25 protein-coding genes are annotated in these 25,472 nt (G+C 54.1%); 10 read left to right on the top strand and 15 right to left on the bottom strand.

What is annotated here, in order from left to right; translation table 11 throughout:
• Positions 1–54: 54 nt before the first annotated feature.
• The 3 genes from dnaG to rpsU all read right to left on the bottom strand — a co-directional run bounded on the left by dnaG (position 55) and on the right by rpsU (position 2,528).
• Positions 55–1,782, bottom strand: coding sequence for a DNA primase (dnaG, locus tag E1N14_RS16110; protein ID WP_045283521.1), 1,728 nt, complete (start codon positions 1,780–1,782; stop codon positions 55–57).
• 80 nt (positions 1,783–1,862) lie between these two features.
• On the bottom strand, positions 1,863–2,306 hold the full coding sequence (locus tag E1N14_RS16105; protein ID WP_025010513.1) for a GatB/YqeY domain-containing protein: 444 nt from the start codon (positions 2,304–2,306) through the stop codon (positions 1,863–1,865).
• A 6-nt stretch (positions 2,307–2,312) separates the two neighbouring features.
• Positions 2,313–2,528, bottom strand: a complete 216-nt coding sequence (rpsU, locus tag E1N14_RS16100; RefSeq protein ID WP_006080725.1) for a 30S ribosomal protein S21 — start codon at positions 2,526–2,528, stop codon at positions 2,313–2,315.
• A gap of 196 nt (positions 2,529–2,724) precedes the next feature.
• Between rpsU and tsaD the strand changes: the two genes are divergently transcribed.
• Positions 2,725–3,741 carry a tRNA (adenosine(37)-N6)-threonylcarbamoyltransferase complex transferase subunit TsaD gene (gene tsaD / locus E1N14_RS16095; RefSeq protein WP_062793983.1) on the top strand — a complete coding sequence of 339 codons (1,017 nt, stop codon included), beginning with the start codon at positions 2,725–2,727 and terminating at the stop codon, positions 3,739–3,741.
• 100 nt (positions 3,742–3,841) lie between these two features.
• Here the strand turns inward: tsaD and plsY are convergent, their stop codons facing one another.
• Positions 3,842–4,438 carry a glycerol-3-phosphate 1-O-acyltransferase PlsY gene (gene plsY, locus E1N14_RS16090; protein WP_371873721.1) on the bottom strand — a complete coding sequence of 199 codons (597 nt, stop codon included), beginning with the start codon at positions 4,436–4,438 and terminating at the stop codon, positions 3,842–3,844.
• Positions 4,439–4,712: 274 nt separating this feature from the next.
• Between plsY and folB the strand changes: the two genes are divergently transcribed.
• From folB to E1N14_RS16070, 4 genes are read left to right on the top strand one after another with little or no spacing between them, the layout of a single operon-like run.
• Positions 4,713–5,063, top strand: coding sequence for a dihydroneopterin aldolase (gene folB / locus E1N14_RS16085; RefSeq protein ID WP_025010515.1), 351 nt, complete (start codon positions 4,713–4,715; stop codon positions 5,061–5,063).
• 7 nt (positions 5,064–5,070) lie between these two features.
• Positions 5,071–5,568, top strand: a complete 498-nt coding sequence (gene folK, locus E1N14_RS16080; protein WP_025010516.1) for a 2-amino-4-hydroxy-6-hydroxymethyldihydropteridine diphosphokinase — start codon at positions 5,071–5,073, stop codon at positions 5,566–5,568.
• A 16-nt stretch (positions 5,569–5,584) separates the two neighbouring features.
• Positions 5,585–6,391: an undecaprenyl-diphosphate phosphatase gene (locus E1N14_RS16075; protein WP_025010517.1), complete on the top strand. Its 807-nt coding sequence runs from the start codon at positions 5,585–5,587 to the stop codon at positions 6,389–6,391.
• 1 nt (position 6,392) lies between these two features.
• Positions 6,393–7,202 carry a putative RNA methyltransferase gene (locus E1N14_RS16070; protein ID WP_025010518.1) on the top strand — a complete coding sequence of 270 codons (810 nt, stop codon included), beginning with the start codon at positions 6,393–6,395 and terminating at the stop codon, positions 7,200–7,202.
• 132 nt (positions 7,203–7,334) lie between these two features.
• On the opposite strand, the gene E1N14_RS16065 is transcribed toward E1N14_RS16070, so the two are convergent.
• On the bottom strand, positions 7,335–7,601 hold the full coding sequence (locus E1N14_RS16065; protein WP_025010519.1) for an Lpp/OprI family alanine-zipper lipoprotein: 267 nt from the start codon (positions 7,599–7,601) through the stop codon (positions 7,335–7,337).
• A gap of 227 nt (positions 7,602–7,828) precedes the next feature.
• Entirely contained in the window at positions 7,829–9,070 is a 1,242-nt protein-coding gene (locus E1N14_RS16060) for a multifunctional CCA addition/repair protein (RefSeq protein ID WP_062793984.1), read from the bottom strand.
• 167 nt (positions 9,071–9,237) lie between these two features.
• Between E1N14_RS16060 and E1N14_RS16055 the strand changes: the two genes are divergently transcribed.
• On the top strand, positions 9,238–10,893 hold the full coding sequence (locus tag E1N14_RS16055) for an ExeA family protein (RefSeq protein ID WP_025010520.1): 1,656 nt from the start codon (positions 9,238–9,240) through the stop codon (positions 10,891–10,893).
• Positions 10,893–12,053 carry a general secretion pathway protein GspB gene (locus tag E1N14_RS16050; RefSeq protein ID WP_025010521.1) on the top strand — a complete coding sequence of 387 codons (1,161 nt, stop codon included), beginning with the start codon at positions 10,893–10,895 and terminating at the stop codon, positions 12,051–12,053. The genes E1N14_RS16055 and E1N14_RS16050 overlap by 1 nt, the downstream gene beginning before the upstream one ends.
• A gap of 349 nt (positions 12,054–12,402) precedes the next feature.
• Here the strand turns inward: E1N14_RS16050 and nhaD are convergent, their stop codons facing one another.
• The 4 genes from nhaD to E1N14_RS16030 all read right to left on the bottom strand — a co-directional run bounded on the left by nhaD (position 12,403) and on the right by E1N14_RS16030 (position 18,239).
• Positions 12,403–13,653 (bottom strand): sodium:proton antiporter NhaD, encoded by a 1,251-nt coding sequence (gene nhaD / locus E1N14_RS16045; RefSeq protein ID WP_044734962.1) that lies wholly within the window; start codon positions 13,651–13,653, stop codon positions 12,403–12,405.
• A 476-nt stretch (positions 13,654–14,129) separates the two neighbouring features.
• Entirely contained in the window at positions 14,130–15,413 is a 1,284-nt protein-coding gene (hemL, locus tag E1N14_RS16040) for a glutamate-1-semialdehyde 2,1-aminomutase (protein ID WP_028779763.1), read from the bottom strand.
• 29 nt (positions 15,414–15,442) lie between these two features.
• Positions 15,443–16,462, bottom strand: a complete 1,020-nt coding sequence (locus E1N14_RS16035; RefSeq protein WP_025010522.1) for an aspartate carbamoyltransferase — start codon at positions 16,460–16,462, stop codon at positions 15,443–15,445.
• Between the two features lie 124 nt (positions 16,463–16,586).
• Complete coding sequence (locus E1N14_RS16030) at positions 16,587–18,239, bottom strand: chloride channel protein (RefSeq protein WP_081782932.1); 1,653 nt, start codon at positions 18,237–18,239, stop codon at positions 16,587–16,589.
• Between the two features lie 130 nt (positions 18,240–18,369).
• Here E1N14_RS16030 and E1N14_RS16025 point away from each other — a divergent pair, with 130 nt between their 5' ends.
• Positions 18,370–19,173 (top strand): DUF6776 family protein, encoded by an 804-nt coding sequence (locus E1N14_RS16025; protein ID WP_025010524.1) that lies wholly within the window; start codon positions 18,370–18,372, stop codon positions 19,171–19,173.
• Entirely contained in the window at positions 19,166–19,516 is a 351-nt protein-coding gene (erpA, locus tag E1N14_RS16020; RefSeq protein WP_025010525.1) for an iron-sulfur cluster insertion protein ErpA, read from the top strand. Before E1N14_RS16025 ends, erpA begins: the two co-directional genes overlap by 8 nt.
• 63 nt (positions 19,517–19,579) lie before the next feature.
• Here erpA and E1N14_RS16015 read toward each other — a convergent pair whose 3' ends face one another.
• From E1N14_RS16015 to E1N14_RS15995, 5 genes are all read right to left on the bottom strand, one after another.
• Positions 19,580–19,999: a hypothetical protein gene (locus E1N14_RS16015; RefSeq protein WP_025010526.1), complete on the bottom strand. Its 420-nt coding sequence runs from the start codon at positions 19,997–19,999 to the stop codon at positions 19,580–19,582.
• Positions 20,000–20,058: 59 nt separating this feature from the next.
• Positions 20,059–20,436 (bottom strand): DUF2750 domain-containing protein, encoded by a 378-nt coding sequence (locus E1N14_RS16010; protein WP_025010527.1) that lies wholly within the window; start codon positions 20,434–20,436, stop codon positions 20,059–20,061.
• 126 nt (positions 20,437–20,562) lie between these two features.
• Positions 20,563–21,261, bottom strand: a complete 699-nt coding sequence (aqpZ, locus tag E1N14_RS16005) for an aquaporin Z (protein WP_025010528.1) — start codon at positions 21,259–21,261, stop codon at positions 20,563–20,565.
• A gap of 269 nt (positions 21,262–21,530) precedes the next feature.
• Entirely contained in the window at positions 21,531–22,640 is a 1,110-nt protein-coding gene (locus E1N14_RS16000; protein WP_025010529.1) for an anhydro-N-acetylmuramic acid kinase, read from the bottom strand.
• Between the two features lie 14 nt (positions 22,641–22,654).
• On the bottom strand, positions 22,655–24,055 hold the full coding sequence (locus E1N14_RS15995) for a peptidoglycan DD-metalloendopeptidase family protein (RefSeq protein WP_025010530.1): 1,401 nt from the start codon (positions 24,053–24,055) through the stop codon (positions 22,655–22,657).
• Positions 24,056–24,179: 124 nt separating this feature from the next.
• On the opposite strand from E1N14_RS15995, the gene tyrS reads away from it, so the two are divergent.
• Positions 24,180–25,376 carry a tyrosine--tRNA ligase gene (tyrS, locus tag E1N14_RS15990; protein WP_025010531.1) on the top strand — a complete coding sequence of 399 codons (1,197 nt, stop codon included), beginning with the start codon at positions 24,180–24,182 and terminating at the stop codon, positions 25,374–25,376.
• Positions 25,377–25,472 lie beyond the last annotated feature (96 nt).

Here is a 25,472-nt window from a genome sequence, read left to right as displayed (position 1 = left end):
CCATGTGCGCATCCCTGTGCTAGTCCGGCGACCGGACCCATAAATTGAGAGAGCTCATTGGCGGCTTTTCATGGCCGCGATTAGCTTCTTAAGCTGTATTTTCTCTTCTTTAGTATGGGTCTGTTTCAGACTTAATTCCTGATAGCGCTGCTCAATGTATTGATTATTCAGCCATACCAGGGATTTTTTGAACTCTTGCTCCAGGTTTTCATCCGCCACTTGATGCTCCCATTGGGCCAGTTTTCTCAGGGCGGAAAATTCGTCCGTATCCCTGAATTGCTCAAGTAGTTGTGCGCTGTTCATCTTCTGGGCGCGAGTCAAATCCAGTAATTCGACCAGCAAGTCTATGCCAGCCATCTGTAAATGCTTGAGAGCCGGTTGGGGGATCAAATTCAGCCCCAACTGTGGGTGTTGTACCAGCAAGGCGACGGCGAGTCGCAGCGGTGTACCCCGGCCCTTAAGCGCTTTATGCCGGGCGGGGGCAACCCCTTGGGGGCCCTTGAATCCCAGCTTTTTCTTCAGATCATCTGCGCTGTTCATGCCGAGCCTGTGTGACAGGTCTTCGAGCAACAGATTTTGCAGCACAGTGTCTTGAATCTTTTCAATTAGGGCTATGGCCTGTTTCGCCAGGTTGCCCTTGTCTGTCCCGTATTTAGTGGTCAGGGTATCGAACAGAAACCCTGTCAGTGTTTGCGCTTCATCTATCAAAGCTTCGAAGGCTTCTTTGCCTGTCTTGCGCACCATAGAGTCGGGATCTTCCCCCTGGGGCAAAAACATAAAGCGCACTGTATCGCCGGGCTTCAGCAGTGGCAGGGCGGTTTCCAGTGCGCGCCAGGCGGCTTCTTTACCGGCGTTATCGCCGTCGTAGCAGCAAACCACCTCTTTGGCGCTGCGCAGCAACAGCTGAAACTGCTCGGCTGTGGTCGAGGTGCCCAGAGAGGCTACCGCATAATCGACCCCAAATTGAGCCAGCGCCACTACGTCCATATAACCTTCGACAATCAGCACTTGCCGGGGTTCTCTGTGGGCCTGCTTCAGCTCATACAGACCGTAAAGCTCATTACCCTTATGAAATATGGGCGTTTCCGGAGAATTCAAGTATTTGGGGGTACCATCTCCCAACACCCTGCCACCAAAGGCAATCACCCGGCCGCGCCTATCGCGGATCGGGAACATCAATCTGTCACGGAAGCGGTCATAACGCTTGCCGTTGTCGTTGCTGATGATCATCCCCGCAGTCAGCAGCTTGTCCTGCGACTCTTGCTGCGAGCGGTAACGGCTCAGTAAACCGTCCCAGCCGTCGGGGGCGAACCCTATGCCGAAGCGCTCGACAACCTGGTCCGATAACCCACGAAAGGCCAGATAGTCCAACACCTTCTGTTTGTCCTGGTGTTGCCTGAGCTGGCTTTGATAAAACCTGTTGGCCTCTTCCATCAACTGGTAGAGATCGCGGCTGAGCCCTTCGTCGCGACGACGGTTGGGATTGTTCTCCCGCGGCACTTCCAGCCCCAGTTGGCTTGCCAGCTCCTCAATGGCATCGAGGAACTCGAGACGGTCATACTCCATGATGAAGTCAATGGCATTGCCATGGGCACCACAGCCGAAGCAGTGGTAAAACTGTTTGTCTCTGCTGACGGTGAAAGAGGGTGATTTTTCACTGTGGAAAGGGCAACAGGCAGAATAATTCTTACCCGCTTTTTTAAGGGGTACCTTGTGATCGATAAGATCAACTATGTCTGTGCGAGCAATCAGCTCATTGATAAAATCACGAGGTATAGCCATCAGACTGAGTCATGCACCCTTGACCGATGTAAACAAACAAGCCGCGCAGAAGCACGGCTTGTTCATACGTGGAAACCCGCTTATTGCAGTTTGGCACGGATCTGGGCACTGATGGCACCCATGTCTGCACGACCCTGAACTTTGGATTTCAACGCTCCCATTACTTTGCCCATATCCGCCATGGTGCTGGCACCGCTATCTTGGATAGCGGCATCAATCAGCGCAGCGATTTCGCTTTCGCTCAGAGGCTGGGGCAGGAAAGTTTCAATAACTTGAATCTCTGCTGCTTCCGCTTCTGCCAACTCCGGACGACCCGCTGCCTCATATTGGGCAATGGCATCACGGCGTTGTTTCACCATTTTGGTCAAGACAGCTATTATCTGCTCATCATTCAGAGTTTCGCGGGTGTCCACTTCAATCTGTTTGATGGCAGCTAATGCCATACGAATCGTACCAAGGCGGACCTTCTCTTTGGCCACCAAGGCTTGTTTCATTTGGTCTTTTAGCTTATCTATCAGGCTCATAAGGAATTAGTATAAACGTACGCGACGTGCGTTTTCGCGAGAAAGCTTCTTGGCCAGACGCTTAACTGCAGCAGCTTTTGCACGCTTACGAGCAGTAGTTGGCTTCTCGTAGAACTCACGAGCACGCACGTCGGCCAGGATACCGGCTTTTTCACAAGAGCGCTTGAAACGACGCAGAGCTACGTCGAATGGTTCGTTTTCACGTACTTTAATAATTGGCATACGCCATCACCCCTTAGGTGTAAGTTTGTATTGAGTCAATCACTTGACCCAAGTGTATTTAAAATGGTGCGGAATTTTAAACCGACTGGCACTGGATGTAAAGTCCCTAAAGTAAATTCACTTTAGCCTACAACTGGAGAAATCTCTTGGTTAGGGGTAGAATTGGCGCCCCTTTTCAGGCGGAAAGATTTCATAGATGCGGGTTTTAGGTATTGAAACATCCTGTGATGAGACAGGAATAGCGGTTTACGACGAAGAGCAGGGGTTGTTGTCCCATGCTCTCTACAGTCAGGTTAAGTTACATGCCGACTATGGTGGCGTGGTGCCTGAGCTGGCATCAAGGGATCATGTGCGCAAAATAGTGCCGCTGATCCGTGAGGCGCTGGCCAAGGCCGATACCCGTATCGAAGATCTCGACGGCATCGCCTACACCAAGGGCCCTGGCCTGATTGGTGCGCTTTTGGTGGGCGCCTGCGTCGGCCGTTCTCTGGCATTTGCCTGGAATAAGCCCGCAGTAGGTGTTCATCATATGGAAGGGCATCTGTTGGCGCCCATGCTGGAAGAGGATGCGCCTGAATTTCCCTTTGTGGCACTTTTGGTTTCAGGTGGTCACTCCATGCTGGTGAAGGTGGAAGGCATAGGCCGCTATGAAGTCTTGGGTGAATCCATAGACGATGCGGCCGGTGAAGCCTTCGACAAGACAGCCAAACTGATGGGGCTGGATTATCCAGGTGGCCCAAGATTGGCCAAGCTCGCCGCCAAAGGGGAAATGGCCGGCTATAAGTTTCCCCGGCCGATGACCGACAGACCGGGATTGGATTTTAGTTTCTCAGGGCTGAAAACCTACGCCGCCAATACCATAGCCGCCGAACCGGATGATGAGCAGACCCGCGCCAATATCGCCCGGGCTTTTGAAGAAGCCGTGGTCGATACCATGGTCATCAAGTGCCGCCGAGCACTGGAGCAAACCGGCTTTAAGCGCTTGGTCATTGCCGGTGGCGTCAGCGCCAACACCCGTTTGAGAAGCTCACTGGCCGAGTTGATGCAAAGTCGTGGTGGCAAGGTTTTCTACCCAAGAGGCGAGTTCTGCACGGATAACGGTGCCATGATAGCCTACGCTGGCTTGCAGCGCCTCAAGGCCGGCGAGCGTGAGACGCTGGCAGTGAAAGGGCAGCCACGTTGGCCGCTGGATACCCTGGAAGCGATTTCCTGAAGCCCGGCTAACCCACCATCTGTGATACCTGAAAAGTAAAAGGCGCCACTGGCGCCTTTTGGTTTTTGATAGCTGCTTTAAAAGCTGGCAGCCTTTGGCCCTATTTAGTGCGCTTTGAGCGCGACATCTTGGACTCTTCGCCCTTGAGCAGGCGGCGAATATTATCCTTGTGGCGGATAATGATCAGCGTCGATAGCATGGCCACCGGCAGGGTAAATCTGTCATCCAGCCACCAGGTATATACAGGCGCCAATAGCGCCGTAACCAAAGCTGCCAGTGATGAATAGCGGGTCAGTAATACCACCAATAACCAGGTGCCCATCAAACACAGCGCCAAGCCTTCACCTATGGGCGCCATGGCACCGAGTGCTGTGGCAACGCCTTTGCCACCCTTGAAGCCGAAGAAAATCGGGTATATGTGCCCCAGGCAGGCGGCAATGGCTATCACCCCGAGCCAGATGGCATCTATTCCCATCAGATAAGCGGTATAAGTGGGCAGGGCACCCTTGAGCATATCGAAGAAAAACACCATGGCTGCGGCCCAAGTGCCGCCGATGCGCAGCACGTTGGTGGCGCCCGGGTTGCCCGAACCCTTGCCTCTGGGATCCGGCAGGCCCTTGAGGCGGCACACCAGCACGGCACTGGAGATAGAGCCGAGCAGGTAAGCGGCCACAATCATAATTGGGGTCAGTACCATGGTACTCAAATTGGTTTCCTTACTCGTCTTAAGGTATTATCGCGCACACTGAAATATGCAGCCCTTGCCCGGATAACCCAAGGTGAAAATCTTTACCGTCAGCTGGCGGTTAAAAATCTCGGGTTCATCTTGTCCTTCAATGCCTTATCCTACTTAAGATCGGGCCAGGTAGAAAGGGGCTACAGTGAATATCTCCGGAACGGGGCGGATTATAGCGGTTTTATTGCCGATAGCTTATCTGACCTCAGGCCCGGCAGCTGCTAAGGGGGATTTTATGGACAGAGTGCTGATACGGGAATTACAGATAGAAACAGTTATCGGGATCTATGAGTGGGAGAAACAGGTACACCAGACACTGCTTATCGATCTGGATATGGCCTGGGATAACAGAGCCGCCGCCGACAGTGATGATTACAGCCAGGCGCTCTGTTATGAAACCGTCAGCAAGCGCCTCACTGCCCTGATCACCGAAAAGCCCATTGAGTTGATTGAAACCGTGGCCGAGATGATAGCCCATTGCCTGATGAGTGAATTTTCAGTGCCCTGGGTCAAGGTGCGGGTGATGAAGCCCGGTGCCGTTCCTTCGGCCAAAGCGGTCGGTGTTGAAATCGAGCGTGGTATCTAACGGCAATATGGCACATATCTACATCAGTCTGGGCAGTAATATCGACCCGGAACATTATCTGCGTGCAGCTATCAAAGAGCTGCACGCTGCGTTTGGCGAGCTGCAACTGTCATCGGTTTACGAGAGTGAATCTGTGGGATTCAAGGGCAGCAACTTTCTCAACATGGTGGTGGGCGCTCACACCTCGCTCGACATTGCCGAAGTGGTGGCCTGCTTCAAGGATATAGAGCTGCGTCATGGGCGTATTCCCGGGGCGAAAAAGTTTGCTCCGCGCACCCTGGACTTGGATCTGCTGCTCTATGATGACAAGGTCTGCCAGCAGCCGGTAGTTTTGCCCCGAGCCGAGATCCTGACCAATGCCTTTGTGCTTTGGCCGCTGGCTGAACTGGCACCGCAAACCAAGCATCCTCTGGCACAACTCAGCTACCAAGCGTTGTGGCAGGAATATGACAAGGCCAGCCAGAAGCTCTGGCCTATCGCTTTCGATTGGGGCCTGTCGGCCTGATTTTTAAAGGATAATTATGGACACAATACAGGTCATCATCCTTGCCCTGATCCAGGGCCTGACTGAATTTTTACCTATCTCCAGCTCGGCGCACCTTATTTTGCCTTCCCAATTACTGGGCTGGGAAGATCAGGGACTGGCCTTCGATGTGGCGGTGCACATAGGCTCATTACTGGCAGTGGTGCTCTACTTCCGTACTGAAATCATCGCTATGCTGAACGCCTGGTTTGGCAGCATATTCAAGGGTAACCACAGTGCCGAGAGCAAACTGGCCTGGTGGATTATTCTGGCCACCATACCCGCAGTCGTTTTTGGTTTTATGGCCAAAGATCTGGTTGAAACCTATCTGCGGGGGCCCGGTGTTATTGCCATCACTACTGTGGTATTCGGTTTGCTGCTCTGGTGGTCGGATAAGATGGCACGGCTTGAGCTCACTGAGTATCAAACCGGCTGGCGCAAGGCATTGATGATAGGTTTCGCCCAAGCTTTGGCACTTATTCCCGGCACCAGTCGCTCGGGGATCACCATGACGGCGGCCCTGATGTTGGGGCTGAATCGCGAAGCGGCGGCGCGTTTCTCTTTTTTGATGTCGATTCCTGTGATCCTGGGGGCGGCGCTGCTGATGGGCAAAGATCTGCTCGACGGCGGGCATGTGATTGACTGGCAGGCCTTGATACTGGGCGTAGTGCTCTCTTTTGTGGCGGCTTATACCTGTATCCACCTGTTTTTGAAGATTATCAGCAAGATGGGCATGCTGCCTTTCGTGCTCTACCGTCTGGCGCTCGGCGCGCTTCTGTGCGGCTTTATCTTTCTGTGGAGCTAAGATGAATTCAGTGCAATTTCAGTGCCCGGTTTGCCAGAGTGAACTCAAGCAGCATCAGGCATCCAGAGGTTTTTACTGCGCCAACAAACATCACTTCGATCGCCAGGAAGACGGCTATTGGCTGCTGGCCAAGCCCAAGAGCGCGGCGGTACATGCCTTGTCGCGCCAGGCGTTGCGGGCCAGGCGTTTTCTGCTGCAGTCTGAATTGATGGCGCCTTTGCATCAGGCGCTTAATCTTAAGCTGGCCAGGCTCGCCGAAAACTGTGACGCTGTACTTGATCCCAACGCCGGAGACGGCGCCTTGCAGCAGATGCTGCAACTGCCGGATCAGCTGCAACGTCTGCTTATCTGTGATGCGCAAAATGCCGCCTTCGCCGCTGCCAAAGCCTTGCCGACGGCGCAGGTATTTCTCAGTGTTGCCAAACGCTTGCCCTTTGAAGATGCGCAGTTTTCACTGGTGACTCTGCTCGATGGTCAGCTCAAGGGCAAGGAGATCCCTAGGGTGATGAAGCCTGGGGCACATCTTGTGATGTTGGCACCCGGGCCCAGACACTTATGGCAGTTGCGTGAGCAATTAAACGCGGATCTCAAGCAGCGGGAGTTCAGTATCAGCCTGCCGGCCGAGTTGACTGTGCTGGAAACCGAGAGCTTGAGTTTTTCTCTGGATGTGAGCGGTGAGCAGGCGTTGACGCTTTTGGAAACCACTCCTTATGCCTGGCGCGCCAGCGAAAAACAGAAGCGTGCGCTTGCTACTCGAGCAGTTAAGGGGCTGGAGCTGGATTACCGTGTGTTGGTGATTAAACGGAACTGAGTTTGAGCCTCGGGTTTAGGCTGAAAAGTGAAGGTTTTGGCTGGAATCTTGGTCAGGACTGACTGGAAGTCACTATAGGTTTTAGCGAAAAGCAAATCGGCAACACCTTGGTGTTGCCGATCCGGGACTGAATTACTTCTTGTAACGAGAAGCAACGTTGTCCAAGCGGTCGTTAGCACGCTTAGCTTCAGACTGAGCGTCCATAGCAGCAGCTTTGGCATCTTTAACGTCAGCAGACAGTTTGCCTTGCTCTGCTTTCAGAGAGCTAACTTCGGCTGATAATTGATCAACTTTGTTGCCCAGGTTAGCAACGCTTTCTTCCAGAGCAGTGGTGTTGGCACAGCCACCCAGCAGAGCAGTCATTGCTACGCCAGCAATCATCAGTACTTTTTTGTTCATGAAGAAATCCCTTTAGATAGGTTGGATTTTTAATGGCTCGACTGTAAAACAGCCGACACCGCCTAATTATGTCATAGTCAATTTATTTTGCTACGAATATTCACGTACAGGCCGCTTTACCTTATCGAATACTCATTGAATTGCCAAGTCTTTGGGAAGATAGCCAGTTTCTTTCGCCATTTTCTTAACATAACTGAAAATATTGCCGTCAATATCTTGCCTTTCTATCAGGAAACGGCGGAATTCAGTAACAGTTGCTTTTCTTGACGTACGGCGGCAATCCGCTGCCGAGCGAGCTCGTCTCTGATGGCTGGCCCCTTGTGTCCCGCTGCCACTATGGGTTTGACATCTATGGCTGAGGCGACAGCAAATAACTGCCTCAATGCTTGCGCCTGCGGGTAGCGGGCTTGTTCAAGCCCGCTGCGGCCTCTGGCATCGGCCTCGCAGGCCAGCGCCAGTTGCTCCAGGCGCTCTGGCTTGCGCCAGAAATCGGCTTTGTCGAAGATTTTCACTATGGTTTCCGGCTTGAGCTCCGCCAGATTATGAATATTTTGATGCTGATCGCTGACCAGCAACGCCAGATCCCGATACTCGGAAGGCACTCGCAGCCGCTCGCACAGGTTTCGAATAGGTTCAAGTCCCTTCTGGCCGTGGCCATGGTGCTTGGGCAGCATGTCGGCCGGGGTCAGTGCCTTACCGAGATCGTGCACCAGCGCGGCAAAGCGCACGGCTTTGTCGCGGGTCAATCGTGCGGCTTGCTCCAGTACCATCAAGGTGTGAAGGCCGGTATCAATTTCCGGATGCCACTTGGCTGGTTGCGGCACACCAAACAGGGCATCGATTTCCGGCATCAGTGCTTGTAAGGCGTTAACCTGGCGCAGTACTTCAAAAAACACCTGGGGCTGCTCGCAGCCGAGCACCTTATCCAGCTCCTGCCATACCCGCTCAGGCGTCAGTGCGCCAAGCTCGGGGCCGGCGGCAATTTCCTGCATCAGAGCCAGGGTTTCCGGCGCTATACTGAAGCCCTGAGGGGCAAAGCGGGCGGCAAAACGGGCCACCCTGAGTACCCGCAGCGGGTCTTCAACGAAAGCGGGGGAGACATGCCTCAGCACCCGGGCCTCGATATCCTTTTGGCCGTTGTAGGGGTCGTGCAGTTCGCCATCCTCACCTTGGGCTATGGCGTTAATGGTCAAGTCCCGCCGCAGCAGATCCTCTTCCAGGGTGACATCGGGCGCTGCATAGCAGGAGAAACCGCCGTAACCCAGGCCTGTCTTGCGCTCGGTTCTGGCCAGGGCGTACTCCTCCTGGGTTTTGGGGTGCAGAAACACGGGAAAATCCTTGCCCACCTGCCGGTATCCCAGTGAGGCCATCTGCTCCGGAGTCGCGCCTACCACCAGATGATCCCTGTCCTTGACGGGTAAGCCCAATAGTTTGTCACGCACTGCGCCACCAACCAGATAAATCTGCACGCTTGTGGATTCCTTATAATCGACTGCTTTGGTAATGGCCTCAGGATAACATGAGACCCGGCCGTGGGGGACTTTCCCGTGCATCACATAAATGGCGGCCGGGGTTTTACAATTTATGGCCTTGCCTTAAACTGGGCTGTCTCTAGCAAAGAAGGATGGCAGTGCCTATGTACAAGGCCTTTTATGGACTGAACGATAACCCGTTTTCTATCGCGCCCAATCCCAGTTATCTGTTTCTCAGTGACAGGCACAGGGAGGCGTTGGCGCATTTGACCTATGGCCTTGGGGAGACGGGGGGCTTTGTGCTGCTGACAGGTGAAGTCGGTACCGGGAAAACCACGGTTTCCCGCTGCCTGCTGCGGCAACTGCCGGAAAATACCGATACTGCCTTTATCCTCAATCCATCTCTGACCGAGCTTGAACTGCTGGCTACCCTCTGTGATGAGTTGAAAATTCCCTATGGCGAGGCGCCCACCCTCAAACAGCTGACCGATCATATCAGTGGTTTTCTGTTGGCTAACCACCAGGCCGGGCGCAACACTGTGCTGATCATCGATGAGGCCCAGCATCTGCGGGCCGAAGTGCTTGAGCAACTGCGCCTGCTTACCAACCTGGAGACAGATACCCGTAAATTGCTGCAGGTGATCCTCATAGGTCAGCCCGAGCTGCAGCAACTGCTCAAGCGCCAGGAACTGCGGCAGTTGGCGCAGCGAATCACTGCCCGTTACCATCTGTTGCCGCTCACCGAAGAGGAGGTGGGCTTCTATGTGCAGCACAGGTTGCAGGTGGCCGGGCGCAGCGAGCCCTTGTTCAACCGCGGCGCGATTCGGGCGCTGCATAAATTCAGTGGTGGTATTCCAAGGCTTATCAACCTCTTGTGTGAGCGGGCCTTGATGGCGGGTTATGGTCAGTCTCGAACCCCTATCGATGCCAAAATGGTGGCCACTGCCGCCGAAGAGGTGCTGGGAGAGAAAATCAAACAGCGTAATTATTTGTTACCGGCTTCTGCCGCCGCCATGCTGCTTTTGGCATTTGCCGGTGGTTACTATTTCCTAGCACAGCCGGAACAGGCTGTGGCCCAAGATCAGTCCGAACATCAACTTCATTCAGTGACAGATGCCAAGCAGACTCGGGTTGCAGGCAATCAAGCTGCTGTTAACCATCTTTCTGTCAATCAAGCTGCTGCGGACAAGCCCGCAGTCAATCGGGCGCAGCGGATCTTGACGCAGGCCATAGATCAGAGCCGCAATATAGATACCGCCTTTGCGGCCCTGTTTGCCCTTTGGGACAAGGTGCCATATTCAGGCATCAGTGCCTGTCAGGCCGCCGAACAGCAGGGGCTTGCCTGCTATCAGCAGCAGGGCAATCTCAACTCCTTACTGCGGCTCAACTATCCGGCTGTGGTCTATCTGGAGGATGAACAACAGCAGCCTTTCTATGGCACTCTGGTGACCAAAGATGGTGAGCAGTTGTTGCTGCAACTCAATGAACAACAACTCTGGGTCAGCGTCGATTGGTTCAACCGTCATTTCAGCGGTACTTTTGAAATCATCTGGGATGCCCCCAAGGATCCGCTCAAGGCGATAGGCCCAAGTGCCGGTTTGGCCCAGGTGCAGTGGCTGGAAAATACCCTGGCGCAGGTGGATGAACGCCCGGCCAGGCTGATGAGTTATTTCGACAGCGAGCTGGAGCAGTCACTGCAACAGTTTCAGCGGCGCCACGGCTTGAAACCGGACGGCATTGCCGGCAGCCAAACTCTGGTTCAGCTCAATCTGTACTTGAGTCATCAAGGCCCCAGATTGCACGCAGGAGGAGCGAGCTGATGTCTATCCTTCTCGATGCCGTGACCCGGGCCAAGCAACAGGAAATGGGTGAACAACTGGATCCTGTGTTGACTCCCAGGGCGCAATATCGCCGACAATCTTCGGCAAGTCGCTATCTCAAGCCGCTGGCGGTATTGGTGGCGGCCGTGCTGGCAGGTGGCGCCTTGGCTTGGGGCTGGCACTCGCTTGATACCAATAAAAAGCCGCTGGCTCCCGAGACATCTTCAGTTGGGGCGAAAGCCTCGCAGCAGCAAGCCAGGCAACAAGATGAGTCTCAAGGATATAAGCAACCGACTCAAGCCGCTGAGGTGGCTGAACAAGGTGCAACGGAAGTACGTTTGGCCGGTAAGGTTGCCTTGCCTATGGCCCAGCCGATACCTCAGACTCAGGCTGTTCAATCTCGGACAATCCAGTCGCAAAATACGCTGCCTCAAAATGCTCAGGCTGAGAATAGGGCGACCATAAACCAAAGTTCAGTAAACCAGGGCTCAATAAGCCAGAGCTCAATAAACCAAAGCGGCGAAGCTGAAATTGCAGCCCGCCAGAGTCCGGCTTCGGTTAATGCACAGTCGACTGGCAGTGATTTATTGGCCGCCAGTGTGGCCGAAGCGGCTAAAGAGCTGCAGTTTGCGCAACTCCAGGCTGATGGCTCAGCAACTGTAAATCAGCCGCAGGAGATGCCGGCGGCTGACGATGAGCCGATTATCCTGGGAGCCAACCCCAATCGCCGTGGGCTTGAGGTGCTAGAGTCTCTCAAGCGCCAGGTTAATGAAGCGGCTGAGGATGTGGGGCTATCCAGTGCCGAGAGTCGCCGCCAGGATGAGTTGGTGGCTCAGTTTCAGGCGGCGCTTGCCGATGTGGAGCACCGGCACTCGGCGGAAAAACCCGTATCGCCTCCCGAATTGGATCCCATTCCCAAGGCTGAGGAAGAGGTGCCTCCTTACGGCGGGCTGCCGGCCGGGCTGCAATTGCAGGTTCCTGAGTTTGAGATCAGTGCTCACGTATACGCCTCAGAGCCTTCCAAGCGTTGGCTGAATGTGGAGGGTGCCGAACTGCAGGAGGGTGACAGCATCAAGGGTCAACTGAAGATCGTTGAGATACGTCCAAGGGATGTGGTGCTGGAAATTCAAGGGCAGAAGTTCCGGGTGCCGGCCATCTAAGTCGACCCAAAACGGCTGGAACCAAGCATAAAAAAGCGCCATTAAGGCGCTTTTTTATCTTAGGGAAGGTGCGAATAAGTCCTCGCGGCGTTCTTTTTTTGTAGAGAGTGGCTTACACAGCAATTGGCGTTCAAGGCATCTGACTGAAGGCATGCCGGGGCCTGTCAAAGTCGGATAACGCAGAGAGCCGGTTGCTGTGCAAGCCCCGAAGGGCGTGGCTTACAGTCCTGCCTGCTGTGTTGTGCTTCTTACAAAGGACTAAGGCCATTTGCTGCGAACCACGCCTTGCATACAGGCCTGTAAGCCGACGCAGAGTACGCATGGGACCTGTTCGCACCTTCCTTAGAGCTCAAGCTCCGTAGAAGTAGTTCCCCAGCAGCAGTGTCAGGGCGTAGCCTACAGAGTAGGACAGCAACAGCGCCGGAACATACTTGAGGTAAGAGACAAAGGTCAGCTCTTTGACCTTGCTCATGGCGATGATCCCGGCCGCCGAACCTATCACCAGCAGAGAGCCACCAACACCTACTGCATAGGTCAGGCCCAGCCACTCAGGCGTGGTCAGTTCAGGTGCGGCTTTCAAAAGCGCCGCGGTCAGTGGCACGTTATCCAATATGGCCGATCCCATACCTGTGACAAAGTTGGAAATGTTGGGGTCGTGACGGGCGTAGACCTGGGCCAGAAGATCCAGCGTGCCTATCTCTTTGAGCATACCCACCAACAAGAGGATCCCGAGGAAGAACAGCAGGGTGTCGTATTCCACTTGGCGGATATACTCGAGGATTTGCAGTTCTTCTTTGTCGTTGCGGGCGGTGTGGCCCACCAGGAACATGATTGATAACCCGGTGAGGAAGGTTAGCACGGGGGGAATGGCAAACAGAATGTTCAGTGCCATGGTCATCAATATGGTGGTGAAGAAGATGATGGCGATCAGTACATCCACTGTCTCGTAACTTTGACGAATAGGTGTGGTGGACACCTCGCCCTTGGCATTGAGGGAGAAGAGTATTGCCAGCAACATCACGCTGAATGCCGCCGGCAGCACCAACATCAGCAGCTCTGACATATGCACATGGCCGCCGAGGAAGATCATCAGGGTAGTTACGTCACCCGTTATCAGAGAAACTCCCCCTGAGTTGACGGCAAAGATAATCAATACCGCCATCCGGCGACGCATCTGTTTGTCGAGCTTGAAGGTGGTCAGCAGCCCAAGAGAGACCAAGGTGGCGGTGACGTTGTCACAGATGGCCGACAATACCAGAGAAAACAGCGCAACCTGCAGCATCAGCATCCGGGTGCTCACCCGCTGCGGAAACAGCTTCTGCACTATTATCTGGATCATGCCCTTGGCGTTGAGATAGGCCACAAAGGTCATGGTCGACATCAAAAACAGCCAGAGCGTCGCGATTTCCAGCAGGTTTTCATTGAGTTGATGCTCTACCAGCTTTTCATGGCCGGGGTCGCCGGCAGACATGAACAGAGCTATCCAGGAGATACAACCGAAAAACAGAGTCGTTTTGGCTTTGTTGAGGTGAGTCACCTCTTCAAAAATGATACTCAGCAGTGCCAACACCGCCAGTATGATAAGAAAGGTATAGAGCATAAATGCAATTCCAACTGCTGATTTTATGTTCGTCTGCCCTGGGGGAAGTGGGCAGTTTTTGTGTCGGCCATCAAGGTTCAATTAATCGAGCTGTGATAGCGCGTGCGGATCAGACCACACTGACATGGATAACGCAACTGTTAACTGGAACACATTTTCTTAGACTTTGTGATAAGCGTCCGTAGACTTTCGGGCTAAGCCAGTGATTTGGTCTGTTTGTTTTTGTATCTTGGTGTTTTGTACTGATTGGGCCTGTTTGGCAGCGAAAGGCGACAGTCGACTAGCGAGCCGGTGGCAAGTTGGCGTGACAGCCATGGTGCAGCCTGAATTGGCTTGTGAGTATGGCGCTGGATGGAAAATTTGTGGAAGGGGAATTGAGCAACCAGAATTCGAGCTGGACGCCAGAGAAATCTACCCGGCGGGAGTGGGCATAAAAAACGGGGCCGTATAGGCCCCGTTTTCAATCCATCTGCGGATTACTTCATGCGTGCCAGAACACGATCGGCTGCATCCAGAGTCGCCTGCAGCTCTTGCTCGCCGTGAGCCATGGACAGGAAGCCTGCTTCAAAGGCGCTCGGTGCCAGGTAGATACCTTCGTCCAGCATGCCGTGATAGAAGGCGCGGAACTGCTCCATGTTGCACTTGGTAACCTGCTCAAAGCCGGTGATCTTCTCTTCATCGGTAAAGAAGAAACCAAACATGCCGCCAACATAGTTGATGGCCATGGGGATACCATGCTTGTCGGCCGCGGCCTTGAAGCCTTCGGCAATACGCTTGGTCTTGGCAGCCAGCTCTTCATAGAGGCCAGGTTCGGACAGGGCTTCCAGTTGAGCCAGACCTGCAGTCATGGCGATAGGGTTACCCGAAAGTGTGCCGGCCTGGTACACAGGGCCAGTCGGGGCAATATACTGCATGACTTCTTTCTTGCCACCGAAGGCACCAACCGGCATACCGCCGCCGATCACCTTACCCAGAGTGGTCAGATCCGGTGTCACCCCATAGTGGCCTTGGGCACCGCTCTTGGAGACGCGGAAGCCTGTCATCACTTCGTCGATGATCAGCAGGGCGCCGAACTGATCGCAAAGTTCACGCAGTCCTTCAAGGAAACCTGCAACCGGCGGGATACAGTTCATGTTGCCGGCAACCGGCTCGAGTATGATACAGGCGATATCCTGCGGATGCTGGCTGAACAGCTCTTTGACTGAGTCCAGATCGTTATAGACAGCGGTCAGGGTGTGCTTGGCGAAGTCAGCAGGGATCCCTGGGGAGCTGGGCTGACCCAGAGTCAGGGCGCCGGAACCGGCCTTAACCAGCAGACAGTCGGCATGGCCGTGGTAGCAGCCTTCGAACTTGAGGATCTTGTCTCTGTTGGTGTAACCCCGAGCCAGGCGTATGGCGCTCATGGTGGCTTCTGTACCAGAGCTCACCATGCGTACCTGTTCTATGGAAGGCACCATCTCAATGACTTTTTCTGCCATCTGCACTTCCAGCTCGGTAGGTGCACCGAAAGACAGACCGTTCTCCACCGCCTTGAGTACAGCTTCGCGGATCTTGGGATGGTTGTGACCCAGGATCATAGGCCCCCAGGAACCGACATAGTCGATATAGGCTTTGCCGTCGGCATCATAGATATAGGCACCGTCGGCCTTTTCGATGAAGCGGGGAGAGCCGCCTACACCATTGAAGGCACGTACTGGCGAGTTCACACCGCCGGGGATGGTTTTCTTGGCCTGTTCAAACAGGTCTTCAGAACGGGTCATGTTTAATCCTTAAAGTCAGTGGCCGCTCTTTAGCGATCGGCCTTGCGTGAATACCAGTTAACCGGACACTCGTATTTTTCCAACTGATTGTCCACCCCGAGTGTCAGGGCAAACAGTGCCATGCGGATCAACAAGCCATTGTCGGCCTGACGGAAGATAGCCAGGTTGGGATGGTTGTTAAGATCATTGTCCAGCTCATTGGCCTGCAGCCTGGAGTCCCGAGGCAATGGATGCATGATCACTGTATTGGACTTACAATTTTTGGTGTATATGGCGCTGTTCAAACGGAACTTGCCACGATACTTATCGGCTTCCTCCTGCGAGGGGAAGCGCTCTTCCTGAATGCGCGTCAGATAGAGTATATCAGCCTGATCTAAATTGCCTTCCAGTTGGTCTGTTATTGTGATCTTATGCCCGGCATTTTCAATGTCGGCGATCACATAGTCAGGCATTGCCAGCTCGGCAGGGGAGATCAGGGTGAAGCTGATGTTCTTGTACATGCACAGAAGACGCGACAGCGAGTGCACCGTGCGGCCGTATTTGAGATCGCCCACCATGGCGATATGCATGCCGTCTATGCCTAAGCCTTTGCTGTGCAGTTCTTTCTGTATGGTGAACAGATCCAGCAGCGCCTGGGTTGGATGTTCGTTGGCACCGTCGCCGCCGTTAATCACAGGCACCCGGCTGCCTTCGGCAAATTCGCGTACCGAGTAGGACTCGGGGTGGCGCATGGCAATCACGTCCGAGTAGCTGGACAACACCCTGGCAGTATCGTAGAGGGACTCCCCCTTGGACAGCGACGAGGAAGCCATGCCGACCGTTTCAGCGACCCGGCCGCCAAGCAGGTTGAAGGCGCAGCCGAAGCTGACCCGGGTGCGGGTACTGGGTTCAAAAAACAGATTGCCGAGAATAGCACCATCCAGCACCTTGGTACGCTTTTCGCGCAGTGCGTATGGGGTCATCTTTTGGGCTACGGTGAAAATGGTTTGAATGGCGTCCAGATCTAACTGGTTTACGGAGAGGATATGTGATCCCTGGAACTGGTTCATCAGCCTTGGTTTCCAATGCAATTGGGTACTGACACTGAGGTCTGGACCCATGGGTTATGTAGGGTTTGGCTGAGGCGCAACTATAACAGAAGGTGACGGCTATGAAAATGACCCATGATTGAAATTACACTTCTCCGGCACGGATTTCCTGCTGCAGGTTAGACCAACTGATCACCCCGACGATATTCTCCGGTGTATCCTGATAGATATAGACTTCACCGGCACGTTTCGGCGCCAGAATTTCGTACACCTCGTTGAGGGTGGCCGAGTCGGGTAGCCCCTGGATCCTGTGCTGGGTCAGGCTGGTGTCAGTGTCAAACGAAGGCATCTGCAGATCCAGCATGGCAATCTGCCCTTCGGCATCTCTGACAAGCACGGGCCTGCCCTGGGCGCGTTTCATCACCTCCAGCAACAGCTCGTCATTGTTGTTGACTATCACTATGCGCCTGTCCATCAGAGCGCGTACCCCGAGTTTCTGCAATCCCAGGTTAACCGGGGCCACCTTGTAACCCAGGCCCATGATGTCCAACTGACGAAAGAATATGGATTTGGCATTCAGCCCCTGATAGGCGATGAGGTAGGCGGGCACGGCCACTATCATTCCGGGCAGTATGATGGAGGCATCGTTGGTCATCTCCAGTAGCGCCACCAGGGCGGCGAGTGGTGCGCTGAGACAAACCCCCATCATGGCGGTCATGCCGATAACAGTATAGAGCCCTGCATAGGGGGCCACCGAGGGAAACAGCAGTGCGGTCGCCTGAGCTAGAATGGCGCCGCCCAAGGCGCCTATGCCGTAGAGTGGACCTATGATCCCACCAGGGATCCCAAGGCCGATGGCAGCAATGGTAGCAATAATCTTGGCCAGCAAAACCGCCAGCAAAAACCAGATGGCCGGGTTGTCGCTGACCGCCAGTCCTATGGCCATTTCACCGCTGCCCAGAGCCTGAGGCAGTACCAGTCCTATCAGAGTGGTGATAACACCTGCCAGCAACAGGCGGACAATCAAGGGCCAGTGTTGGCCGCGCTCGGTCACCTGAATAAGGCTGTGATTGAATAGGGCCGCGGCGACCCCCAGCACTATACCGCCGAGTGCCAGCAGCGGGTATTGATCCAGTGGAATATGGCTGACTTTGATGGCATCAAACTCGTGGATATTACCGAACACCACCTGGCTGGATACGGCGCCGCAGATGGCCGACAGCATGATGGGGAAGAAGTACTGTACCTTGTATTCCCTGAGCACCACTTCGAGGACAAACACCACGGCGGCCAGGGGCGCGTTGAAGGTGGCGGCTATCCCGGCGGCTATGCCACTGGCACACATGATGCGCACACTGTTGTCCGGCAGCTTGAATTTTTCCGCCAATACCGAGGCGGTGACCGCCCCCAAATGAATGGCCGGGCCTTCACGACCAACCGAGAAGTTACTCGCCAGCGCAAACAGCGCCTGAAAAAACTGCCCCGGTGCCGACTGCAGCGGGATCTTGCCATAATGCAGTTTCACCCTGTGCAGCACATAGGCTATACCCATCCGCTTGTAGCGTTTGGAGCCAAACCTGGCCACCAGCCAGATCAAAAAAGCCCCAAAAAGTGGTAACAGGACTCGCCAGTCACCGATTGAGCCCGTAAAATCCCATTCCTGTGTTTGGGTAAAATGATTGGCCCATTGCAGCAGCAGGCGAAACAGTATGATGACAGCCGAGGCCATCAGCGCAAACAACAGGGCCAGCAGACACAGTTGAATACTGATCCTCGTTTGGGACAGCTTGTCTCTCATCTGGTGGCGCAGATACTTTCGCGCCTCAAGTTTGAACTTTCTGAATCTTGCCTGCACTGCTGCTTTCCGAAGCCTGATGTGAAATCTTAGTACCTAAGATGGAAATTTTTATATAAGGGGCTGTTAGTTAATGGCAAATTATCATCGCTGGCTCGATCGCCTGCAAGTGATGGAGCGAAATATTCGTCCATCCAGTCTGTATTTGTTGCTCTTGGTCATGGTGGCCTTTCTGACCGGACTGCTCAGCTATCACTTTTTTATCCCGCCAGGTGAAGTCCAGCTGCAACAAAATGACGGTAAAAAGAAACGCTTGCAGGGACAACTGCAGGAACAAGCACAGCTGCTGGCGAGCCGTAATCTGGAGCTGAGCCTGGCCAAGGAGGCCAATGAGGAGATGCAGCAGCTGTTCAACAAGCAGCATAAGAAACAGAAGGAGCTGGAACGTGAGCTGGCCTTCTACCGCAGCATCATGGCGCCGGAGCATAACGCCGAAGGCGTGGCTATCCATGGTTTGGAACTGATGCCGTTGGCGGGCCCAGGGCAATACCGCCTCAAGCTGATACTGACCCAGTTGCAAAAGCGCAAACAGGCGCTCAAGGGAAGAAGTGAGATACTTCTCATTGGCATGCAAGAGGGCAAGCAAGTCGAACTGAATTTAGCTAAACTGGTGGACACCAAGTTGGCATTTAACTTCAAGTACTTTCAGGTACTGGAAGCGGAATTTACCCTGCCTGAAGGGTTCGAGTTACAGCAGATGAAGGCCAAGGTCGTCGTGCCTGCCAGCCGCTGGAGCAAAGGCGCCGAAACCGAACAAAGTTTCAGCCTGCCGGAGTTGCTGGAGGGCGAAAAAGATCCCGGCATAATACTTGAACAAAACAGTCAGGTAACAGATAATCTGCCACAGCAAACAGATGTAAGAGGTAGTAATGACTGAACAAGCTGAATCAGCTATGCCCATCCAGTTTACCGATGCGGCGGCAACCAAGGTCAAGGCCTTGCTGGAAGAAGAACAGAACAGTGCGCTGAAGCTGCGGGTCTATGTCACGGGCGGCGGCTGCTCAGGTTTTCAGTATGGCTTCACCTTTGATGAAAAAGTGAATGAAGGCGATTTCACCGTGGAAAAACAAGGGGTACAGCTGGTCGTTGATCCCATGAGCCTGCAATATCTTGTCGGCGGTGAAGTAGATTACACCTCAGGGCTTGAAGGCTCGCGTTTCTTCGTCAAAAACCCCAACGCCACCACGACCTGTGGTTGTGGCGCCAGCTTCTCGGTATAACCGAGAGCGAAAGCAGCAAAAAGCCGTCCTATTGGACGGCTTTTTTTGTGGGCGCAAGGCCGGTTACTGCATCAGGTTGAAGTTCATCTTACGCTTGAAGAAGGCTTTGACCTTAGGAGTAAAGGCTATCCATACCTGCAGCATGCAAAAGCCTATCAGAAAGCCGAAAATGGCCCAGTCCGGAGCCTTGAGTTCCATTCCGGCGATATTGAGGGTATTGGGCCCTGTGGCCACACTGTCGCCCTGATCCAGAATATAGGGCAGGAAACTCACCAGCGTGAGCTGCGCCAAGGTATAGAAGCGCAGTGCCCATAAGCCTGCCTGATGGCGCGCTAATACCGCCAACACCATGATCAGCGTCAGCAGACAAAAGACGACACCCTGACCGGCAATCAGGCCACTGACCGAGGCGGCAATATAAAGCAGCATCAGCAGTAGCAGGCGTTTGGGAATGGCGTAGCTTTCAGTGGCGGCTTGGCTCATCTTACGGCGCTCCTTGTGCTCTATTAACTCATGTTCTATTGAAACATGGCGCTATTGACTCAGTGACGCGTCTTGGGCGCCAGTCGCTGCTCCAGCTCATGTGGTGGAATAACCACGCCGAGATCTTCCAGCATAGGGAATACGGCAACATAGAGTTCGTCATCTTCCATACCTGGCACCCAACGCTCCAGCCACTCGGCCAGGCCTATGGACAGCGGCCGACAATCCTGCCAATCATCCACGGCCCACAGGGACGCCGTTTCTTCACTGGGCCATACCGGAATACAGTCTTCATCATCCGTGGTCAGCATCACGCAGCCGTCATTGTCCTGTAGTACCCATAGCTCTTTATGCTCTTTGACCTGCTCTACCAGAAAGTCGTAGCGGCCTTCCGGAGTCATACCGGCGAACTGGGCCTGGGTTTGTTTCTTGCTCATGGTGACATCTCATCTCGGTGGCCGCGGCACTGCGCCCGGCCAAAAATTGACGGCATGTTAACACCGCTTGCGGGCAAGAAAAAGCGCCCCGCAGGGCGCAATCGATTTTTTGACTATCCAGACTATTTACTCGGATGGATTCTCAAAGGCGCGGTAGATGAGTCCCGCAATGATTGCACCGGCAATAGGCGCAACCCAAAACAGCCATAGCTGACTCAGGGCCCAATCACCGACAAACAGTGCCGGTCCTGTGCTGCGGGCCGGATTCACCGAGGTGTTGGACACAGGGATACTGATAAGGTGGATAAGTGTCAGCCCAAGGCCTATGGCGATGGGAGCAAAACCAGCTGGAGCTCGCTTGTCGGTGGCACCGAGAATGATCAGCAGAAAGAACAGTGTCATGACCAGTTCACAAACCAGCACGGCCGTCAGGCTGTAATCCCCGGGAGAGTGCTCGCCAAAGCCGTTGGAGGCAAAGCCGGCGCTCAGAGAGAATCCGTCCTGACCCGAGGCTATCACATAGAGAATGGCGGCGCCGACAATGGCCCCTGCCACCTGGGAGACGATATAAGGCAGTAGCTCGGCAGCAGGAAAGCGGCCGCCGGCCCAGAGTCCGAAAGAGACTGCCGGGTTGAGGTGGCAACCTGAAATGTGGCCAATGGCAAATGCCATGGTCAGCACGGTTAAACCAAAGGCGAGGGCAACCCCGACAAAGCCGATCCCCAGCTCAGGAAAGGCGGCTGCCAATACGGCGCTGCCGCAACCGCCAAGAACCAACCAGAGGGTGCCGAGAAATTCGGCGAGCATTTTTTGTGTCATCTTCATTGTTGCATCCTGTGCAGTGATGTGTTTCCCACAAATTCGCGGGTATTCAGGATAGCTCCCGAATATTACCGGCGCAGTATAGCCAGATGAACACTAGTTCAATGTGAGCTGAAGCGCCAATTTGTGTCAGAAAAATCAGCTGCTTGGAGGACGCGAAGGTTAAGGTTAACAGGCTGAAAAATTCGCTGTTGCCCAGGTTGGTTTGGGGTAAACAAGGCTGATGTTTAACGTCAAGGTGCTGTTGTTACAGCACCTTGTATCGAAAGGAGTCAGGCTGCGGGGAAGCGGGCACCGAGTACGGCTTCGCGGCTGGCACCTGTTACCGCCGGCAGATTGGCCGGCAACCCTTGATGGTGGCGCAGCGCCAACCAGGCAAACGCTATGCCTTCCACCCATTTGGGATCGATACCCAGCACAGAGGTGGTGGCTATGCTGTGGTTGGGCAACTGGGCACCGAGGCGTTTCATCAACGCGCCATTGAGTGCACCGCCGCCACAGACGTAGATTTCGCCATCCGGGCTCAACTTGGCTATGTCCCTGGCAATGCTGTGGCAGGTGAGGTCCAATAGTGTCGATTGAATATCCTCTTCCGGCAGATGGCTGAACAGCGCCAGTTGTTGATCCAACCAGGCGTTGTTGAACAGCTCTCTGCCCGTGCTCTTGGGGTAATCCAGCGAGAAATAGGGGTGTGATAACAGCTGTGCCAGAAATTCCGCCGAGCTGTTGCCGCTTTCGGCCCACTGACCGTCTTCATCGAACGGCAGTTGTCTTATCTGCTGGCTCCAGGCGTCTATCAGGGTGTTTCCCGGGCCGGTATCAAAGCCAAGGATCTCCCGGTTATCGGCGGGCAGGAAAGTGATGTTGGCTATGCCGCCAATATTGAGGATGATGCGGTTGGTGCCAGGGCTTGAAAATATCTGCTGGTGGAATGCCGGTACCAGCGGCGCGCCTTGGCCGCCGAGGGCGATATCCTTGCGGCGAAAGTCGGCGATAACATCTATGCCGGTTTCGGCGGCGATAGTGTTGGGATCGCCAATCTGCAAGGTAAAACCCACTTCCAGATTAGGCATATGCCGCACTGTCTGACCATGACTGCCGATGGCACAGACCTGTTCCTTACTCACCCCTGTGTTGGCGAGCAGTTGCTTGACCGCGCTGGCAAACACCTTACCTACTGTGCGATCCAGCCGTCCCAAACGATTGATTTCATCAGTATCCGGTTGGCAGAGACGTTGCAAGCCCTTGAACAAATGGGTGGGTAACGGCTCTGTATGTTGGCCAAGCAGTTTGGGTTGGCCACTGCTGAAGTCCACCAACACGGCGTCAACGCCGTCCATGCTGGTGCCGGACATCAGCCCAATAAAGTATCCAGAATTCATCTATGCTGTCCCTGTTATTGCATCGCAACCTGAACTTGTTTGTTGCGCAGCAGAGTGGCCATCAATTGGCTACTGAGTTGTTGGAAGGCGACACGTTCGCTCTTGGCAATAGCTTCAGCCTTGGGGAGATCCACAGTGCGTGGATTTCTGTGTACACCGTTGACGATAAACTCATAGTGCAGATGTGCGCCTGTTACCCGACCTGTACGGCCTAGGGTACCTATGATCTGTCCCTGTTTGACGCTTTCACCCTGGTTAACCTTACGCTTGTTGAGGTGCAGGTATTTGGTGGTATAGGTTTCGTTGTGTTTGATAAACACATAGTTACCGTTGTATTGATTGTAGCCGGCCTTGACCACCCGGCCGCTGCCGGCGGCTTTGATGGGAGTGCCTATGGCGGCAACATAATCCACTCCGCGATGGGCCTTCACCTGACCGGTAACAGGATGCAGACGGCGGGGGTTGAAGTTGGAACTCACATACTTGAAGTCAACCGGCGAGCGCAGGAACGCCTTGCGCATGCTACGGCCTTCCTCTGAGTAGTAGTTACCGTCTTTGTATCTTACCGCAGTGTACCGCTCGCCCTGGTTGATAAATTCGGCGGCCAATATATTGCCGTTACGCAGAAACTCGCCGTCGGCATATTCCTCTTCATACATGAGGGCAAAGCTGTCACCTTCGCGGATATCCAGGGCAAAGTCGACATCCCAGCCGAATATGGTGGCCAGTTGCATAATCTGCGCCGGTGTCAGTCCGGCTTCGACACCGGCATTCCAGAAGTTGCTCTTGATATTGGCGCGGGCGAATTTATCCCGGGTCTCAACGGTTTTTACCGCCAGTTCTTCTTCATAACTCTTGCCCTGTTTGCGGACTATCAGGGTGGATACGGCATCGAGGCGGTATCTTAGCTCCTGCAGCTCGCCATCGGCGTTTTTGCCTATGGCGACTTCGTCACCTGGCATTATCTTCAGCAGGTTTTTCTTTGCCAGCGGCAGTTGGGTAATGTCGTGAACTTCTCTGGCGGTAAGTGAGGCGCGGCTGAAGAGTGCCGCCAGGGTGTCGCCGCTTTTAATCTCGAAGTGTTCCAGCTCGGCAATGGCCGGACTGGTTTGTTCGGGAACCTCAAGCGCGGCTTCTGCCTGTTGATTGAGTTTCTCTGTCAGCGCCTCGGCGGCGGCTTCTGAATCCGGATGTTGCCCGCTTTCAACCACTTGCTGGGCTGTAGGTGAGGTGGGGGTACGAAAGGCCAGTGGCACTTGGTAACGTACCTGGGTTTGCGGGCCGGCGCTGTTTTTCGATGCCTCGGCTTCGTCAGAAGGAAGCAACAGGGTTATCAAGGTAATGGTGGTTAAAATACTGAGCAGGATTTGATGCTTTCTGGGCAGCAGTCTGAAGAGAGTAATAAGCTTTGCCATCGACCCCGATACCAATTTCTTAATTCTTGGGCATATTGCCTTAGTGTACACACTTTCATTTAGGCTGGCTAACAAGTAACATAAGTCTCTTTGAATTTGAAGAGCCTTGGGAGTTGTTGGCGAGATGGCTGATTTAGCACAAATAATGGCGGAAATTAAACGTGGTACCGACGAGATTTTGCTCGAAGCGGATCTGCTGGAAAAGCTGAAAGAAGGTCGACCACTGAAAATCAAGTTGGGTGCTGACCCGACTGCGCCGGACATTCACCTTGGCCATACCGTTATTCTCAACAAACTCAGACTGTTCCAGGACCTGGGACACGAGGTTATCTTCCTCATCGGTGACTTTACCGGTATGGTCGGTGACCCGAGTGGCAAGAACAGCACTCGCCCGCCACTGACCCGTGAGCAGGTGCTGGCCAACGCCGAGACCTATAAGGAACAAGTGTTCAAGATTCTGGATCCTGCCAAGACCCGGATTGAGTTCAACTCCAGTTGGTTGGAAGATCTCGGCGCTGCCGGCATGATCCGTCTGGCCTCCCGTCAGACAGTGGCCCGCATGATGGAGCGCGACGACTTCAAGAAGCGTTATGCCTCGGGTCAATCAATAGCGATCCACGAATTTATGTACCCATTGCTGCAGGGGTATGACTCAGTGGCGCTGAATGCCGATGTCGAACTGGGCGGTACAGATCAGAAGTTCAACCTGCTGATGGGCCGTGAGTTGCAGAAAGCCGAGGGCATGAAGCCACAGGCGGTGATCATGATGCCACTGCTGGAAGGGCTGGATGGCGTGAAGAAGATGTCCAAGTCTGCCGGCAACTATATAGGTGTCAGCGAAGCTCCGGATGAGATGTTCGGTAAGATAATGTCTATCTCAGATGAGTTGATGTGGCGTTACCTGGAGCTGCTGTCTTTCCGTCCACTGACTGAAATCGAGCAGTTCAAGGCCGATGTCGAAGCCGGTGCCAACCCAAGGGATATCAAGATAGCCCTGGCGAAAGAGATTATCGGTCGCTTCCACAGTGAAGAAGCTGCCGAGGCTGCCCATCAAGCCTTTATCAATCGTTTCCAAAAGGGCGCCATGCCGGACGATATTCCCGAGCTGACTCTGGAAGCCGGTGAAGGACTGGCGATTGCCAATCTGTTGAAAGAGGCGGGTCTGGTTGGTTCAACCTCCGATGCCATGCGAATGATCAAACAAGGTGCGGTGAAGATGGATGGTGACAAGCTTGAAGACAGCAAGCTGGTACTGAACGCCGGCACATGCGCGGTATTCCAGGTCGGCAAGCGTAAGTTTGCCAAGGTAACACTGGCCTGAGCCCAAAGTACTTCAATTTAGTACTTCAATCTAAGCGCTTGTTTTAGCCCTTAAAATATCAAACCCGGCACTGCCGGGTTTTTTCTTGCCTGTATC

Origin of the sequence: Shewanella algae, from assembly GCF_009183365.2 — a bacterium.
GTDB lineage: Bacteria > Pseudomonadota > Gammaproteobacteria > Enterobacterales > Shewanellaceae > Shewanella > Shewanella algae.
This window is presented reverse-complemented; position numbering and strand designations above follow the sequence as displayed.